The sequence below is a fragment of the Enterobacter sp. JJBC genome (assembly GCF_036936505.1).
In the GTDB taxonomy this organism is placed as follows: Bacteria; Pseudomonadota; Gammaproteobacteria; order Enterobacterales; family Enterobacteriaceae; genus Enterobacter; species Enterobacter hormaechei_C.
The window spans coordinates 960,901-975,037 of sequence record NZ_CP136935.1 but is presented as its reverse complement, the minus strand read 5'-3'; the positions used below and the strand labels follow the sequence as shown (position 1 = coordinate 975,037).

Below are 14,137 nucleotides of genomic sequence, written 5' to 3'. Positions count from 1 at the left end.
GCTTTTTCTTATGGGTGGCGCACGATGAGTAATCTCTTACCCGAACAGTATGCTAACACAGCACTTCCCACCCTCCCCGACCAGCCTGATAACCCGGGCGTCTGGCCACCGCATGAACTGTCCTGCGCGCATATCAAAGCCCACATGGAGGTTTTCCATCGCTGGCTGGGAAGCGCATTTGACGCAGGCGTTTCGGCCGAGCAGCTCATTGAAGCGCGCACCGAATTTATCGACCAGCTTCTGCAACGTCTCTGGATCGACTACGGTTTCGGACAGGTGAGCGACGTCGCGCTGGTTGCTGTTGGCGGCTATGGCCGGGGTGAACTGCATCCGCTCTCTGATATCGACCTGCTGATCTTAAGCCGTAAAAAACTGCCGGACGATCGGGCGCAGAAAATCGGTGAACTGTTGACCCTGCTCTGGGACGTAAAGCTGGAAGTGGGCCACAGCGTACGCACGCTGGAAGAGTGTCTGCTGGAAGGGTTATCTGACCTGACCGTCGCCACCAACCTGATTGAAACCCGCCTCCTGATTGGCGACGTGGCGCTGTTCCTCGAACTGCAAAAGCACATCTTTAGCGACGGCTTCTGGCCTTCGGAAAAATTCTTCGCCGCGAAAGTCGAAGAACAAAACCAGCGCCACCAGCGCTATCACGGTACCAGCTATAATCTCGAACCGGATATTAAAAGCAGCCCCGGTGGCCTGCGCGATATCCACACGCTGCAATGGGTCGCCCGTCGCCATTTTGGGGCAACATCGCTGGACGAAATGGTCGGGTTTGGTTTTCTGACCGAAGCCGAACGTAACGAACTCAATGAGTGTCTGCATCTGCTGTGGCGCATCCGTTTTGCCCTGCACCTGGAAGTCACCCGCTACGATAACCGCCTGCTGTTTGACCGACAGCTCAGCGTGGCGCAGCGCCTGAATTACCAGGGCGAGGGCAACGAGCCGGTCGAGCAAATGATGAAGGATTTCTTCCGCGTCACCCGCCGCGTCTCTGAGCTGAACCAGATGCTGTTACAGCTGTTCGATGAGGCGATCCTCGCGCTGACGGCTGACGAAAAACCGCGTCCGATTGATGACGAATTTCAGCTGCGCGGCACGCTGATCGATCTGCGCGACGAAACGCTGTTCATTCGCGAACCGGAAGCGATCCTGCGAATGTTCTATACCATGGTGCGTAACAGCGCGATCACCGGGATCTACTCCACTACCCTGCGTCATCTGCGCCATGCACGGCGTCATCTGAAGCAGCCGCTGTGTTACATCCCGGAGGCGCGCTCGTTGTTCCTGAGCATGCTTCGTCATCCGGGCGCCGTCAGCCGCGGACTGCTGCCAATGCACCGTCACAGCGTGCTGTGGGCCTATATGCCTCAGTGGTCGCATATTGTCGGGCAGATGCAGTTCGACCTGTTTCATGCCTATACGGTGGATGAGCACACGATCCGCGTCATGCTGAAGCTGGAAAGTTTCGCTAAAGAAGAGACGCGATCCCGCCATCCGCTGTGCGTTGATCTGTGGCCACGTCTGGCACACCCGGAGCTGATCCTGATCGCTGCTCTGTTCCATGATATCGCCAAAGGTCGCGGCGGCGACCACTCCGTACTCGGTGCCCAGGACGTGCTGAAATTTGCCGAGCTGCACGGCCTGAACTCGCGTGAAACGCAGCTTATCGCCTGGCTGGTTCGCCATCATCTGCTGATGTCGGTTACCGCTCAGCGTCGTGATATTCAGGATCCGGAAGTGATCAAGCAGTTCGCCGAGGAAGTGCAAACGGAGAACCGCCTGCGCTACCTGGTCTGCCTGACGGTAGCCGATATCTGCGCCACCAACGAAACCCTGTGGAACAGCTGGAAGCAGAGCCTGCTGCGCGAGCTGTATTTCGCCACCGAAAAACAGCTGCGTCGCGGGATGCAGAATACCCCGGACATGCGCGAGCGTGTGCGCCATCACCAGTTGCAAGCGCTGGCCCTGCTGCGCATGGATGACATCAACGAAGAGGCACTGCATCAGATTTGGGCGCGCTGTCGCGCCAACTACTTTGTACGCCACAGCCCAAACCAGCTTGCCTGGCACGCCCGGCATCTGCTGAAGCACGACCTGACGAAACCGATGATTCTGCTTAGCCCGCAGGCCACACGCGGCGGGACGGAGATCTTTATCTGGAGCCCGGATCGGCCTTATTTGTTTGCAGCGGTCTGTGCCGAGCTGGACAGGCGTAACCTGAGCGTTCACGACGCGCAGATTTTTACCACCCGCGACGGCATGGCGATGGACACCTTTATTGTGCTGGAGCCGGACGGCAGCCCGCTGTCGTCGGACAGGCATGAGGGGATACGCTTTGGCCTTGAGCAGGCGATTACGCAGCGCAGCTGGCAACCTCCGCAGCCGCGCCGTCAGGCGGCAAAACTGCGCCACTTTACCGTCGATACCGAGGTCAATTTCCTGCCGACCCATACCGACCGTAAATCGTTCCTTGAGCTGATTGCGCTCGACCAGCCAGGGCTACTCGCCCGCGTCGGCCAGGTTTTTGCCGATCTGGGAATTTCGCTTCACGGCGCCCGAATTACAACGATTGGCGAACGAGTAGAAGATTTATTTATAATCGCGACGGCCGACCGGCGTGCCCTTAATAATGACCTGCAACTTGAAGTGCAACAACGGTTGACAGCAGCCCTCAATCCAAACGATAAAGGGTGACGTGTTTTTTAGTGAAATGGAAAGAGTAAACAATGCAGCAGTTACAGAACGTTATTGAGTCCGCTTTTGAGCGTCGCGCCGACATCACTCCGGCAAATGTGGATACCGTGACCCGTGAAGCGGTAAACCAGGTTATTTCCCTGCTGGATTCCGGCGCGCTGCGCGTGGCAGAAAAAATCGACGGTCAGTGGGTTACTCATCAATGGCTGAAGAAAGCTGTGCTGCTCTCTTTCCGCATCAACGATAACCAGGTTATCGACGGAGCAGAAAGCCGCTACTTCGATAAAGTGCCAATGAAATTTGCGGATTACGACGAAGCGCGCTTCCAGAAAGAGGGCTTCCGCGTAGTACCACCCGCAGCCGTTCGTCAGGGGGCATTCATCGCACGCAACACCGTGCTGATGCCATCCTACGTGAACATCGGCGCCTACGTTGACGAAGGCACCATGGTGGACACCTGGGCTACCGTCGGCTCCTGCGCGCAGATCGGTAAAAACGTTCACCTGTCCGGCGGCGTGGGCATCGGTGGCGTTCTTGAGCCACTTCAGGCTAACCCAACCATCATCGAAGACAACTGCTTCATCGGCGCACGTTCCGAAGTGGTTGAAGGCGTGATCGTCGAAGAAGGTTCTGTGATCTCCATGGGCGTGTACATTGGCCAGAGCACCCGTATTTACGATCGCGAAACCGGTGAAATTCACTACGGCCGCGTTCCAGCCGGTTCCGTTGTGGTTTCCGGCAACCTGCCGTCTAAAGATGGCAAATACAGCCTGTATTGCGCGGTCATCGTGAAAAAAGTGGACGCGAAAACGCGCGGTAAAGTAGGCATCAATGAACTGCTGCGCACCATCGATTAATCGGGTATAACAAAAAGCGGGGGCAACCCCGCTTTTTTTATATCCGAAGGTGGCGAAAATAGATTTTTTCGTTAATTATTCATAGGTTATGTTGAGATCAAGGGTACCGCTATGTACGATAATCTGAAAAGTCTGGGCATTACCAATCCTGATGAAATTGATCGTTATAGTCTTCGCCAGGAAGCCAATAACGATATTTTGAAAATCTATTTTCACAAGGACAAAGGAGAGTTCTTCGCCAAAAGCGTGAAGTTTAAATACCCTCGCCAGCGTAAGACCGTTGTCGCTGACGGTATCGGTCAGGGATATAAAGAAGTACAGGAAATCAGCCCTAACCTGCGCTACGTGATCGACGAACTCGATCAAATCTGCCAGCGCGATCGCAGCGAAGTCGATCTGAAACGTAAGATCCTTGACGACCTGCGTCACCTGGAAAGCGTTGTCACCAATAAGATCAGCGAGATTGAAGCGGATCTTGAGAAATTGACGCGGAAATAAGTTATTCCGGTGCGGTCTGATGCCCTCACCCCGGCCCTCTCCCACAGGGAGAGGGTGAAAACCGCACACAACCTTATCTCTGCTCATCCAGCTGCAACGCCACATACAGCAGTAGCCGGTCGTCAAAATTCCCTAAATCCAGCCCCGTCAGTTCCGAGATCCGGTTAAGCCGATACTCCAGCGTATTACGGTGAATAAACAGAGCTTTTGACGTTGCCAGCGGCTGCACGTTATGCCGGAACCACGCCTGCAACGTGCGGCGCAGCAGCCCGTTGTTGTCCATCGCTTTCAGACGCACCAGCGGGCGCGCCAGCTCGTTGGCCTGCCAGCCACCGCGCAGGCTGTCGAGCAGGACCGGCAGCATCAGATCCTGATAGAAATAACTGCGGCTCTCCGGCATGCGCTGTTTACCCACCATCATGGTGGTGCGCGCCGTTCGCCATGAACGGGCGATACTCCCCGGCCCGGTAAAGTAATTTCCCAGCGCGACGCGAAAACGGAGCTGTCCGTTCTCCTTCATGCGCTCGATGAGCAGCTCAACGCGGCGACGATGATCTTCCGCGTCCCAGCGGCCAAACTGATTAAGCGCAGGCTTGAGCACCACCATTTCCGTTAAAGAGACGATTGCCACCAGGTTGTTACGCTCCGGCGTCGCCAGCATGTTTTGCAGCTGCTGTAGCTCCACCATAGCGCTGTCCACGCCAAGCTGGCCGCTATCCACCTCAATAACGGCAACCACGCGCGGCTGATTCAGGTCGATACCCAGACGCTGCGCCCACTCGCTCAGGGCAGGCGTGTGCTCCTCCGCCTGGATCAAATTCATCACCAGCTCTTCACGCAGGCGGCTGTCCTGGGCGAGCAGGTGCATCAGACGCGACTGCTCCAGCATCATCTCCGCCGTCATGCAGACCAGCTCACCGTATTTACGCAGCGATTCAGGATCGCCGGTCAGACCGATAACGCCAACAATCTCTCCTTCCAGACGCAGCGGCAGGTTGATCCCCTGACGAACCCCGTGCAGATGTTTCGCCACGGCGTCATCGATGTCGACCACGCGCCCCTGAGAGAGCACCAGCAACGCCCCTTCGTGCAATTCCCCAATACGCTCACGATCGCCGCTGCCGATAATGCGCCCACGGGCATCCATTACGTTGATATTGGTATCAATGATGCGCATGGTTCGCGCCACGATATCCTGCGCCATTTTGGTATCAAGATGCCAGCCAGCCATAAAACCCTCCCGTGAGCAGAGCTCAAGCATAGGGAAGTTCAGCTAAGGCTGCATTGTGCAGATGCCCAAAGGCAGAGAGAGATGTATGGAGTTGTGGGAAAGGTCACAGAAACGAGAAAGCCCCTGCGAACAGGGGCTTAAGATGATTACTGCATCAGGAGATAAATAGAAGTATCACCACGCTGAATATTCAGTGCCAGCACGGACGGCTTGCTGTCGAGAATTTTGCGCAGTTCAGCGATGTTTTTCACCGGCTGCTGGTTAGCGCCCATGATCACATCACCTTTTTTCAGGCCGATACGGGCAGCAGGTGAGTTCGCTTTCACGTTGTTCACCACCACGCCTTTATCTGCCCCTTTGTTGCTCATCTCAGCACCTTCAATACCGCTGAAGATGGTGCTGGAATCCACCTGATTCTGACTGCTCTGTTGCAGTTCCAGGCTCACGTTAACCGGCTTACCTTCACGCAGCAGGCCGAGGGTCACTTTACTGCCGATTGGCATAGAACCCACTTCCGCACGCAGGGCGGCAAAGCTGCTGATCGGTTTACCGTTCAGCGAAGTGATCACGTCACCCGCTTTAATGCCGGCTTTCGCCGCCGAGGAGTTCGGCATGACCTGGCTTACGAATGCGCCGCGCTGAGCGTCTACTTTCATCGCTTTCGCCAGCTCGGAGTTCAGCTCGGTACCCATGATACCCAGCTCACCGCGTTTCACCTGTCCATATTGCACCATCTGCGCAGTCAGGTTTTTCACCATGTTGCTCGGGATAGCAAAGCCGATACCGATGTTGCCACCGTCCGGTGCCAGGATAGCGGTGTTGATACCGATCAGTTCACCATTCAGGTTAACCAGCGCACCGCCGGAGTTACCACGGTTAATGGCCGCATCCGTCTGGATGAAGTTTTCATAGTTTTCCGCATTCAGGCCGCTACGTCCCAGCGCCGAGACGATACCCGAGGTCACGGTTTCGCCCAGACCAAACGGGTTACCGATGGCGACGGTGTAGTCACCCACGCGCAGCGCGTCAGAGTCGGCAAGCTTAATCGCCGTCAGGTTCTTCGGATCCTGGATTTGAATCAGCGCGATATCGGAGCGCGGGTCTTTACCGACCACTTTGGCATCGAATTTACGGCCATCGCTCATCTGCACCTTAATGGTGTTAGCATTATCCACCACGTGGTTATTGGTCACCACGTAGCCTTTGGCTGCATCAATAATCACGCCCGAGCCGAGTGCCATGAATTTCTGCTGCTGGCCGCCGCCCATGCCGTCATCCCCTGCACCGCCGCCCTGACAGAACGGGGAGCTCTGGAATGGCGAACCGTCCTGGCAGAACGGCGAATTGTCGCCGAAGAACTGCTGGAAATTACGCGGCATACGCGGCGTATTGACGGTTGTGCTGCCCTCAACGTTAATACTCACCACCGATGGCATCACTTTTTCGAGCATCGGGGCCAGGCTTGGCATCTGCTGCGCAGTCGCTGCCGAGGAAGCTGTCTCGGCCGCCGTCGCCAGAGGGGACAGCGCTAAACCTAAACTCAGAGCCAGTGCACTCATTGCTAATGTGGTTTTTTTCATGTTTCTCAATCTCGATTTACCAGATAACGCAAAATTGCTGTGTAACTCAGATTCGTTTTATACCGCTTAGTTCCGGGATTAAGTTTATGGAAAAAGTAAAAATTTATTGGTCGTCTTTACAAAACTCATGGCTTATTCAACGGCCATAAGCTTGCGGTATTCATCCCAGGCATACAAATCTGTCATCCCGCTGATATAGTCCTGGATAAGACGACAGCGATAATAATATTCCATGACTGGCCATTGGGAAGAATGACGATCTATTTTACTGACGGCCTCAATGTATGCCAGCCGGTGGCGCGTTGAAAGCTTCTGATAGAGACGAGATTCAATCGGCAGGCGGCGAACACGTTCATTATCTGCCAGCTCGCTAAACTCATCGACCGTCAGCTGGAGCAGCGGGCCATAAATCTCCAGCAACCCGCTGATAACCCGGTATCCTTGCAGCTCCAGCTGTTCGACATCCGGGTGGCTGAAAACATGGCGGACAGCCACGTTTTTATATAATTCAAGAAGCTGGCTAAAACTGCTCTCATCTTCCAGCAGGGCGTGATTAAATTCCCCGCTAAATATCATCGGCAAATTATCAATGAAACGGGCGGCTGCATACGGCACCAGTTTATTCAGCGTGTTTACTCGCAAATACATAAAGAACTGATCTTCGGTACTGCGGCTCAGCGAATTTGAACGCGATTTATCCCAGGCATTCTCGACGACCTGCGCAAACAGAGAACCTTTTTCATGCTCTCCCCAGGCATCATGAAGATGCTGATACAGCTCCTCGACGCTGAATATTCTTTTTTCCACCGCGTCTTCCAGATCGGCCACGCAATAAGAAATGTCATCAGCCGCTTCCATAATCCATGTCAATGGAAAACGGCCATTGGGGGTCAGAGACAGTTCTTTACGCAACCGCGCGATATATGCTTCTTCCGATAAGTAATAGCCCGGTTTTTTCATCAGGTAGCTATGCGTGGCGGGCGTTTCTCCGGTCCACCACGCGGGACGCGTGTATTTAAGAATACAGCCCACCTGGGCCCAGGTCAGATTCATCCGCATCAGGGAGTGCACCAAACGGATCCCCTGCGCGTTACCTTCGAAATGACACAGATCCTGGCGCACCTTACGGCGCAGCTCGTTCAGGCTATCTTCACCTTCACGCAGGCGTAAATCGCGTACCAAACAGCGGTCATCGCTGAGCGGCTGGCTTATGGCATCAGAGGGAAAAAGCCGCTGTTTAAACCAGTCATTGATGGCGGCCTCGCCGAAATGACCAAAGGGAGGATTGCCGATATCGTGCATCAGGCAGGCCATCTCAACGATGCTTTCGAACGGGCCGGTCAGTTCATCCAGTCCGTAGGTTTCCAGCAAACGTTGCTCTTTAAGGCGGCTGAGGATCTCTTTCGCAATGTAGCGCCCCACCTGCTGCACTTCCATGGAGTGCGTTAACCGCGTACGCACCGCGGCGTTACGCTCCAGCGGGAACACCTGGGTTTTTTGCTGTAACCGGCGGATGGCGGGCGAATTGATGATGCGTCCGCGATCGCTTTCAAAAATGCGCAGGATCTCATGTTCGCTCTTATCGCCCTGTGGCGAACGGAAACGTCGGTGCCAGTTAATTTTGGTGCGAAAATCGATTGGTGCCATGTGCTCCCCCGCGTGAGAATGCGTTTCCCCTTAACCGCATGATAGACTATGCATCTTAACAAGGCACATCGCGAGTAAATCTATGAAAATCGGCATTATTGGTGCAATGGAAGAAGAAGTTACGCTGCTGCGTGACAAAATTGAGAACCGTCAGACCCTCTCCCTCGGTGGCTGTGAGATCTACACCGGCCAGCTGAACGGTGTTGACGTGGCTCTGCTGAAATCAGGCATCGGTAAAGTTGCAGCGGCACTGGGCGCGACCCTGCTGCTTGAGCGCTGCAAGCCTGACGTTATCATTAATACAGGTTCTGCGGGCGGTCTGGCGCCGACGCTGAAAGTGGGCGATATCGTGGTTTCCGACGAAGCGCGTTACCACGATGCAGACGTCACCGCATTCGGCTACGAATATGGTCAGCTTCCGGGCTGCCCGGCCGGGTTTAAAGCGGATGATAAGCTGATTGCCGCCGCTGAAAGCTGCATCAACGAGCTGAACCTCAATGCGGTGCGTGGCCTGATCGTCAGCGGCGATGCCTTTATCAACGGCTCTGTTGGTCTGGCGAAAATCCGTCATAACTTCCCGCAGGCTGTGGCCGTTGAGATGGAAGCCACGGCCATTGCGCACGTGTGCCATAACTTCAGCGTGCCGTTCGTGGTCGTTCGCGCGATCTCTGACGTAGCGGACCAGCAGTCCCACATCAGCTTCGACGAGTTCCTGGCCGTTGCGGCCAAGCAGTCCACCGTGATGGTGGAAACCCTGGTGCAGAAACTGGCGCGTGGGTAAGGTGTCATTCAGGGCGCTGGTCGCCCTGCTTCTGTTCGCTCCGGCCTGGCTCATCGCCGCGCCGCGGGTGATCACACTCTCCCCTGCCAATACGGAACTGGCGTTTGCCGCCGGGATCACGCCCGTTGCGGTGAGCAGCTTTTCCGATTATCCACCGCAGGCCGCCCAAATCGAACAGGTTGCCACCTGGCAGGGAATGAATCTGGAACGCATCGTTGCGCTAAAGCCCGATCTGGTACTCGCCTGGCGCGGCGGTAATGCCGAACGGCAGGTAAACCAGCTCTCTTCGCTGGGAATAACGGTTAAATGGGTGGACGCGGTGAGCATCGAACAGGTGGCGCAAACCCTTCGTGACCTCGCGCCCTTCAGCCCTACCCCCCAACGCGCCGGACAGGCTGCACAGCAGATGCTCAACGACTATGCCGCGCTAAAAGCCCGATACGGCACGCAACCGAAACAACGCGTTTTTCTGCAATTTGGCAGCCAGCCGCTGTTCACTACCGGGAAAGGTTCGATCCAGAACCAGGTGCTTGAAACCTGTGGAGGTGAAAATATCTTTGCCGAAAGCCGGGTCCCCTGGCCCCAGGTCAGTCGTGAGCAGGTTCTGGCGCGACAACCGCAGGCCATTGTGGTGGTCGGAAATGCGAGCGAGATTCCTAAAATAGAACAATTCTGGCATCGGCAGCTTAAAATTCCGGTCATCGCACTCAACAGCGACTGGTTTGAACGCGCCAGCCCGCGTATTATCCTCGCCGCAAAACAACTCTGCGCCGAACTGGCAGAGAGTCACTCAAACAGATAAACACCCCCTTCGAGGATTTAACGATGCTCGTGTATTGGCTGGATATTCTTGGCACAGCCGTTTTTGCTATCTCCGGCGTTTTGCTTGCCGGAAAACTACGCATGGATCCTTTTGGCGTACTGGTGCTCGGCGTCGTTACGGCGGTGGGAGGCGGAACGATCCGCGATATGGCGCTGGCAAATGGCCCGGTATTTTGGGTAAAAGATCCCACGGATCTGGTGGTGGCGATGGTCACCTGCCTGTTAACCATCGTGCTGGTTCGTCAGCCTCGCAGACTGCCAAAATGGATATTACCGGTGCTGGATGCCGTCGGTCTGGCGGTCTTTGTGGGAATAGGCGTGAACAAAGCCTTTATTGCCGGGACTGGCCCGCTGGTGGCGATCTGCATGGGGGTGTTAACTGGCGTGGGCGGAGGGATTATTCGCGACATACTGGCGCGAGAAGTCCCGATGATCCTGCGAACGGAAATCTACGCGACGGCCTGTATCATCGGGGGGATCGTTCACGCCACGGCGTATTACACCTTTGCTGTCCCGCTGGAGAATGCGGCGATGCTGGGGATGGTGGTCACGCTGGTGATCCGTTTAGCGGCGATACGCTGGCACCTGAAGCTGCCGACCTTTGCGCTGGATGAAAATTCAAGATAGGTATCATTTATAAGCCCGGTAGCGCTTCGCTTACCGGGCCTACAATCTGCGTTCAGGCTTAAATACTGAACGAAGAACCACACCCGCAGGTGCTGGTCGCATTCGGGTTAGTCACCACAAAGCGCGAACCTTCCAGACCTTCAGTGTAGTCCACTGAACCGCCCACCAGATATTGCAGGCTCATCGGATCAACCACCAGCGCGACGCCCTGTTTCTCGATAGTCATATCACCATCGTTAACCTGGTCGTCAAAGGTAAAACCATACTGGAAGCCACTACAGCCGCCGCCGGTAATATAAACACGCAGTTTCAGATCCGGATTGTCCTCGTCGGCAATCAGGGTTTTCACTTTTTTCGCTGCTGCTTCGGTAAATTCCAGCGGCAACGCTACGTCATCACTCATCTTATGCTCCCATGAATACTGCGACTGCTATTGGGCAAAAATCACCCAATTCTTTTTGTCATTATCTAATACCCTGGTAATTCATTCAAGTATTCTGCTTCAGGGCCTGTTCAGCTTCCTGTTTCGCCAGGGTACGGGCAAGAATGGTGGAGTATAGCGGTTTTCCACCCAGGAATTGGGCTAATAGTGTCGCGCCGAGACAGGTAATGATCATTGGCAAAATGAGCTGGTAATTGTCGGTCATTTCCAGCACCAGTACGATCCCGGTAAGCGGCGCGCGCAGGGAGGCCGCCAGCAGCGCCCCCATTCCCGCCACCGCAAACGTCCCCGCGTCCAGATGATAGGTCGGGAAGCCAACCGCTGCCGCCATGCCAAACGCCGTGCCCAGCAGCGTTCCCAGCGCCAGCATCGGGGCAAATATGCCGCCCGGTGCGCCGGAGGAGAAGCACAGCACGGTCGTGATAACCCGCGAGATAAACATAAACAGCAGCAGCCCCACGCTGAAATTCCCCGCCGCGGCAATGGGAATCAGGCCGAAACCGCCGCCCGCCGCGTTCGGTTCGATGAAGCCGAGGATCCCGCACACGCCGCCAAGCAGGCCCCCCACCAGCACCCATTTCGTGGTATTTCCGCCATGGATGCGCTGAAACATATCCTGAGCCCGTAAAATCAGGGTGTTAAAAAGCGGGCCAACGACGCCAAAAATCATCCCAAGAACCAGATACAGCCACAAAGTATTGACCGGCGCATTGGTCAGCTTGCCAACTTCAATCACCGCCCCTTCGCCATTAAAGACGCGAAAGACAATGCTCGACATAATCACGCCGGTAAACACCGCTTTAATGGAGATCAGGTTGTAGCGGAACTGGGCGCGCATCTCTTCAATGATAAACAGGATACCCGCCAGCGGCGCGTTAAACGCCGCAGACAGCCCCGCCGCCGCCCCCGTCGCCAGCAACGTATGCCGTGCTTCGGCGCTGCGCATACGGAACAGATCGCCGACCATGCGCCCGACGTTACCGCCCAGCTGTACCGTTGGCCCTTCCCGACCGAGCACCATGCCCGCCCCAAGCGTTCCCATCCCGCCGATAAATTTCACAGGAAGTACCCGCCACCAGCGAACCGGGCGTAGCTCCTCCAGCGCCCCCTCAATTTCCGGGATCCCCGAGCCGCCCGCTTCGGGTGCGAATTTACGTACCAGGAAATAGCCCACCATGGCAAACAGGGCCGAAAGGCCAAAGGCCCACACCCAGACCAGCCATTCCCGATCCGCAAAGCTGGCGACGGTGCCTATGCGCCAGTTGAGCACCGCGTTGACGGCTTTTTCAAACGCGACGCCCACGAGACCGGCCAGCGTGCCCACAACGGCAGCTGCCAGCAGAATGGCCAACGGGGTTTTGTCACGGTTGAGCAGCCGCCGGATGCTGACCCGGCGCTTCGCGCGCGTAAACTGCTGTTGTTCAAAAGACGGAGTGTTCTCGTTCATTACCTTTTCTGTTTCGTCATACAAATGGCCGCAGGGATTTTACCAGAGACAATCCCCTCGTCCCCTGAAAAATACTTAACAATTGTTAAGCCTTCTGAGGGGCAAAAATTTTATAACCTCTTCCGAATCACTTAGAATAGTTGCCTTAACTTATTTCTACGAACCAGGAACGACGCCATGAGCAAGTCTGAAAACCTCTACAGCGCAGCCCGCGAGCTTATCCCAGGCGGCGTAAACTCACCGGTGCGCGCCTTTACCGGCGTGGGTGGCACCCCGCTGTTTATCGAACGTGCGGATGGCGCATATCTGTATGATGTGGATGGTAAAGCCTATGTCGATTACGTCGGCTCCTGGGGCCCGATGGTACTGGGCCACAACCACCCGGCGATCCGCAACGCGGTGATTGAAGCCGCTCAGCGCGGCCTGAGCTTCGGCGCGCCAACCGAGATGGAAGTTAAAATGGCGGAGCTGGTCACCGAGCTGGTGCCAACGATGGACATGGTGCGTATGGTGAACTCCGGTACGGAAGCGACCATGAGCGCCATCCGTCTGGCGCGCGGCTTTACCGGCCGTGACAAGATTATCAAGTTCGAAGGCTGTTACCATGGCCACGCCGACTGCCTGCTGGTAAAAGCCGGTTCCGGCGCGCTGACGCTCGGTCAGCCTAACTCTCCGGGCGTGCCGGCTGACTTCGCAAAACACACCCTCACCTGCACCTATAACGATCTGGACACCGTTCGCGCGGCGTTCGAGCAGTATCCGCAGGAGATCGCCTGCATTATCGTCGAACCGGTGGCGGGCAACATGAACTGTATCCCACCGCAGCCTGACTTCCTGCCGGGCCTGCGCGCACTGTGCGATGAGTTCGGCGCGCTGCTGATCATCGACGAAGTGATGACCGGTTTCCGCGTCGCACTGGCGGGGGCGCAGTCATACTACGGCGTCGAGCCGGATCTGACCTGCCTCGGCAAGATCATTGGCGGCGGCATGCCTGTCGGCGCGTTTGGCGGCCGTAAGGACGTAATGGACGCGCTGGCGCCAACCGGTCCGGTTTACCAGGCGGGTACGCTCTCCGGTAACCCGATTGCGATGGCGGCGGGCTTTGCCTGTCTGACCGAAGTGGCGCAGCCGGGCATCCACCAAACCCTGACGGACCGGACGACGCAGCTGGCAAACGGCCTGCTGGAAGCCGCAGAAGACGCGGGTATTCCGCTGGTGGTAAACCACGTCGGCGGGATGTTCGGGATTTTCTTCACCGAGGCGAAAACCGTGACCTGCTATCAGGACGTGGTGAAATGCGACGTGGAACGCTTCAAACGCTTCTTCCACCTGATGCTGGAAGAAGGCGTGTATCTGGCCCCGTCAGCGTTTGAAGCGGGCTTTATGTCCGTGGCGCACAGCGAAGAAGATATCAATAACACCATCGACGCAGCGCGTAAGGTGTTTGCGAAGCTGTAAAATGTGCGGCCTGATGCCCTCACCCCAGCCCTCTCCCACAGGGAGAG

Annotated in this window: 12 protein-coding genes; 7 read left to right on the top strand and 5 right to left on the bottom strand. The window is 56.1% G+C overall.

Translation table 11 applies throughout. The annotated features are described in order from the left end of the window. Window positions 1-24 precede the first annotated feature (24 nt). The 3 genes from glnD (at window position 25) to RY075_RS04630 (ending at window position 4,055) form a co-directional block, all read left to right on the top strand. On the top strand, window positions 25-2,700 hold the full coding sequence (glnD, locus tag RY075_RS04640; RefSeq protein WP_109949049.1) for a bifunctional uridylyltransferase/uridylyl-removing protein GlnD: 2,676 nt from the start codon (window positions 25-27) through the stop codon (window positions 2,698-2,700). A 32-nt stretch (window positions 2,701-2,732) separates the two neighbouring features. Continuing rightward, window positions 2,733-3,557 carry a 2,3,4,5-tetrahydropyridine-2,6-dicarboxylate N-succinyltransferase gene (gene dapD / locus RY075_RS04635; RefSeq protein ID WP_003856214.1) on the top strand — a complete coding sequence of 275 codons (825 nt, stop codon included), beginning with the start codon at window positions 2,733-2,735 and terminating at the stop codon, window positions 3,555-3,557. Between the two features lie 111 nt (window positions 3,558-3,668). Further along, a complete protein-coding gene (locus tag RY075_RS04630; RefSeq protein WP_003856216.1) occupies window positions 3,669-4,055 on the top strand; it encodes a DUF3461 family protein in 387 nt (128 codons plus the stop codon). 73 nt (window positions 4,056-4,128) lie between these two features. Here the strand turns inward: RY075_RS04630 and RY075_RS04625 are convergent, their stop codons facing one another. The 3 genes from RY075_RS04625 to dgt form a co-directional block, all read right to left on the bottom strand. Next, window positions 4,129-5,286: a CdaR family transcriptional regulator gene (locus tag RY075_RS04625; protein WP_003856217.1), complete on the bottom strand. Its 1,158-nt coding sequence runs from the start codon at window positions 5,284-5,286 to the stop codon at window positions 4,129-4,131. 146 nt (window positions 5,287-5,432) lie between these two features. Beyond that, window positions 5,433-6,866: a serine endoprotease DegP gene (gene degP, locus RY075_RS04620; protein ID WP_003856219.1), complete on the bottom strand. Its 1,434-nt coding sequence runs from the start codon at window positions 6,864-6,866 to the stop codon at window positions 5,433-5,435. 132 nt (window positions 6,867-6,998) lie between these two features. Next, window positions 6,999-8,513, bottom strand: coding sequence for a dGTPase (gene dgt, locus RY075_RS04615; RefSeq protein ID WP_109949068.1), 1,515 nt, complete (start codon window positions 8,511-8,513; stop codon window positions 6,999-7,001). Window positions 8,514-8,595: 82 nt separating this feature from the next. Between dgt and mtnN the strand changes: the two genes are divergently transcribed. From mtnN to RY075_RS04600, 3 genes are read left to right on the top strand one after another with little or no spacing between them, the layout of a single operon-like run. After that, entirely contained in the window at window positions 8,596-9,294 is a 699-nt protein-coding gene (gene mtnN, locus RY075_RS04610; protein ID WP_003856223.1) for a 5'-methylthioadenosine/S-adenosylhomocysteine nucleosidase, read from the top strand. Beyond that, window positions 9,287-10,096, top strand: coding sequence for a vitamin B12 ABC transporter substrate-binding protein BtuF (btuF, locus tag RY075_RS04605; protein WP_032608538.1), 810 nt, complete (start codon window positions 9,287-9,289; stop codon window positions 10,094-10,096). The genes mtnN and btuF overlap by 8 nt, the downstream gene beginning before the upstream one ends. A 23-nt stretch (window positions 10,097-10,119) precedes the next feature. After that, window positions 10,120-10,743 (top strand): TRIC cation channel family protein, encoded by a 624-nt coding sequence (locus tag RY075_RS04600; protein WP_003856227.1) that lies wholly within the window; start codon window positions 10,120-10,122, stop codon window positions 10,741-10,743. Window positions 10,744-10,801: 58 nt separating this feature from the next. Here the strand turns inward: RY075_RS04600 and erpA are convergent, their stop codons facing one another. Then, a complete protein-coding gene (erpA, locus tag RY075_RS04595) occupies window positions 10,802-11,146 on the bottom strand; it encodes an iron-sulfur cluster insertion protein ErpA (protein WP_003856230.1) in 345 nt (114 codons plus the stop codon). Window positions 11,147-11,231: 85 nt separating this feature from the next. Further along, window positions 11,232-12,632 (bottom strand): H(+)/Cl(-) exchange transporter ClcA, encoded by a 1,401-nt coding sequence (gene clcA / locus RY075_RS04590; RefSeq protein WP_109949067.1) that lies wholly within the window; start codon window positions 12,630-12,632, stop codon window positions 11,232-11,234. Between the two features lie 177 nt (window positions 12,633-12,809). Between clcA and hemL the strand changes: the two genes are divergently transcribed. Next, window positions 12,810-14,090: a glutamate-1-semialdehyde 2,1-aminomutase gene (gene hemL, locus RY075_RS04585; protein WP_003856235.1), complete on the top strand. Its 1,281-nt coding sequence runs from the start codon at window positions 12,810-12,812 to the stop codon at window positions 14,088-14,090. Window positions 14,091-14,137: the final 47 nt, after the last annotated feature.

Excerpts from the sequence above, each read along its gene's own strand:
- glnD (WP_109949049.1), top strand. The coding sequence starts at position 25 with ATGAGTAATCTCTTACCCGAACAGTATGCTAACACAGCACTTCCCACC.
- dapD (WP_003856214.1), top strand. The coding sequence starts at position 2,733 with ATGCAGCAGTTACAGAACGTTATTGAGTCCGCTTTTGAGCGTCGCGCC.
- RY075_RS04630 (WP_003856216.1), top strand. The coding sequence starts at position 3,669 with ATGTACGATAATCTGAAAAGTCTGGGCATTACCAATCCTGATGAAATT.
- RY075_RS04625 (WP_003856217.1), bottom strand. The coding sequence starts at position 5,286 with ATGGCTGGCTGGCATCTTGATACCAAAATGGCGCAGGATATCGTGGCG.
- degP (WP_003856219.1), bottom strand. The coding sequence starts at position 6,866 with ATGAAAAAAACCACATTAGCAATGAGTGCACTGGCTCTGAGTTTAGGT.
- dgt (WP_109949068.1), bottom strand. The coding sequence starts at position 8,513 with ATGGCACCAATCGATTTTCGCACCAAAATTAACTGGCACCGACGTTTC.
- mtnN (WP_003856223.1), top strand. The coding sequence starts at position 8,596 with ATGAAAATCGGCATTATTGGTGCAATGGAAGAAGAAGTTACGCTGCTG.
- RY075_RS04600 (WP_003856227.1), top strand. The coding sequence starts at position 10,120 with ATGCTCGTGTATTGGCTGGATATTCTTGGCACAGCCGTTTTTGCTATC.
- erpA (WP_003856230.1), bottom strand. The coding sequence starts at position 11,146 with ATGAGTGATGACGTAGCGTTGCCGCTGGAATTTACCGAAGCAGCAGCG.
- clcA (WP_109949067.1), bottom strand. The coding sequence starts at position 12,632 with ATGAACGAGAACACTCCGTCTTTTGAACAACAGCAGTTTACGCGCGCG.
- hemL (WP_003856235.1), top strand. The coding sequence starts at position 12,810 with ATGAGCAAGTCTGAAAACCTCTACAGCGCAGCCCGCGAGCTTATCCCA.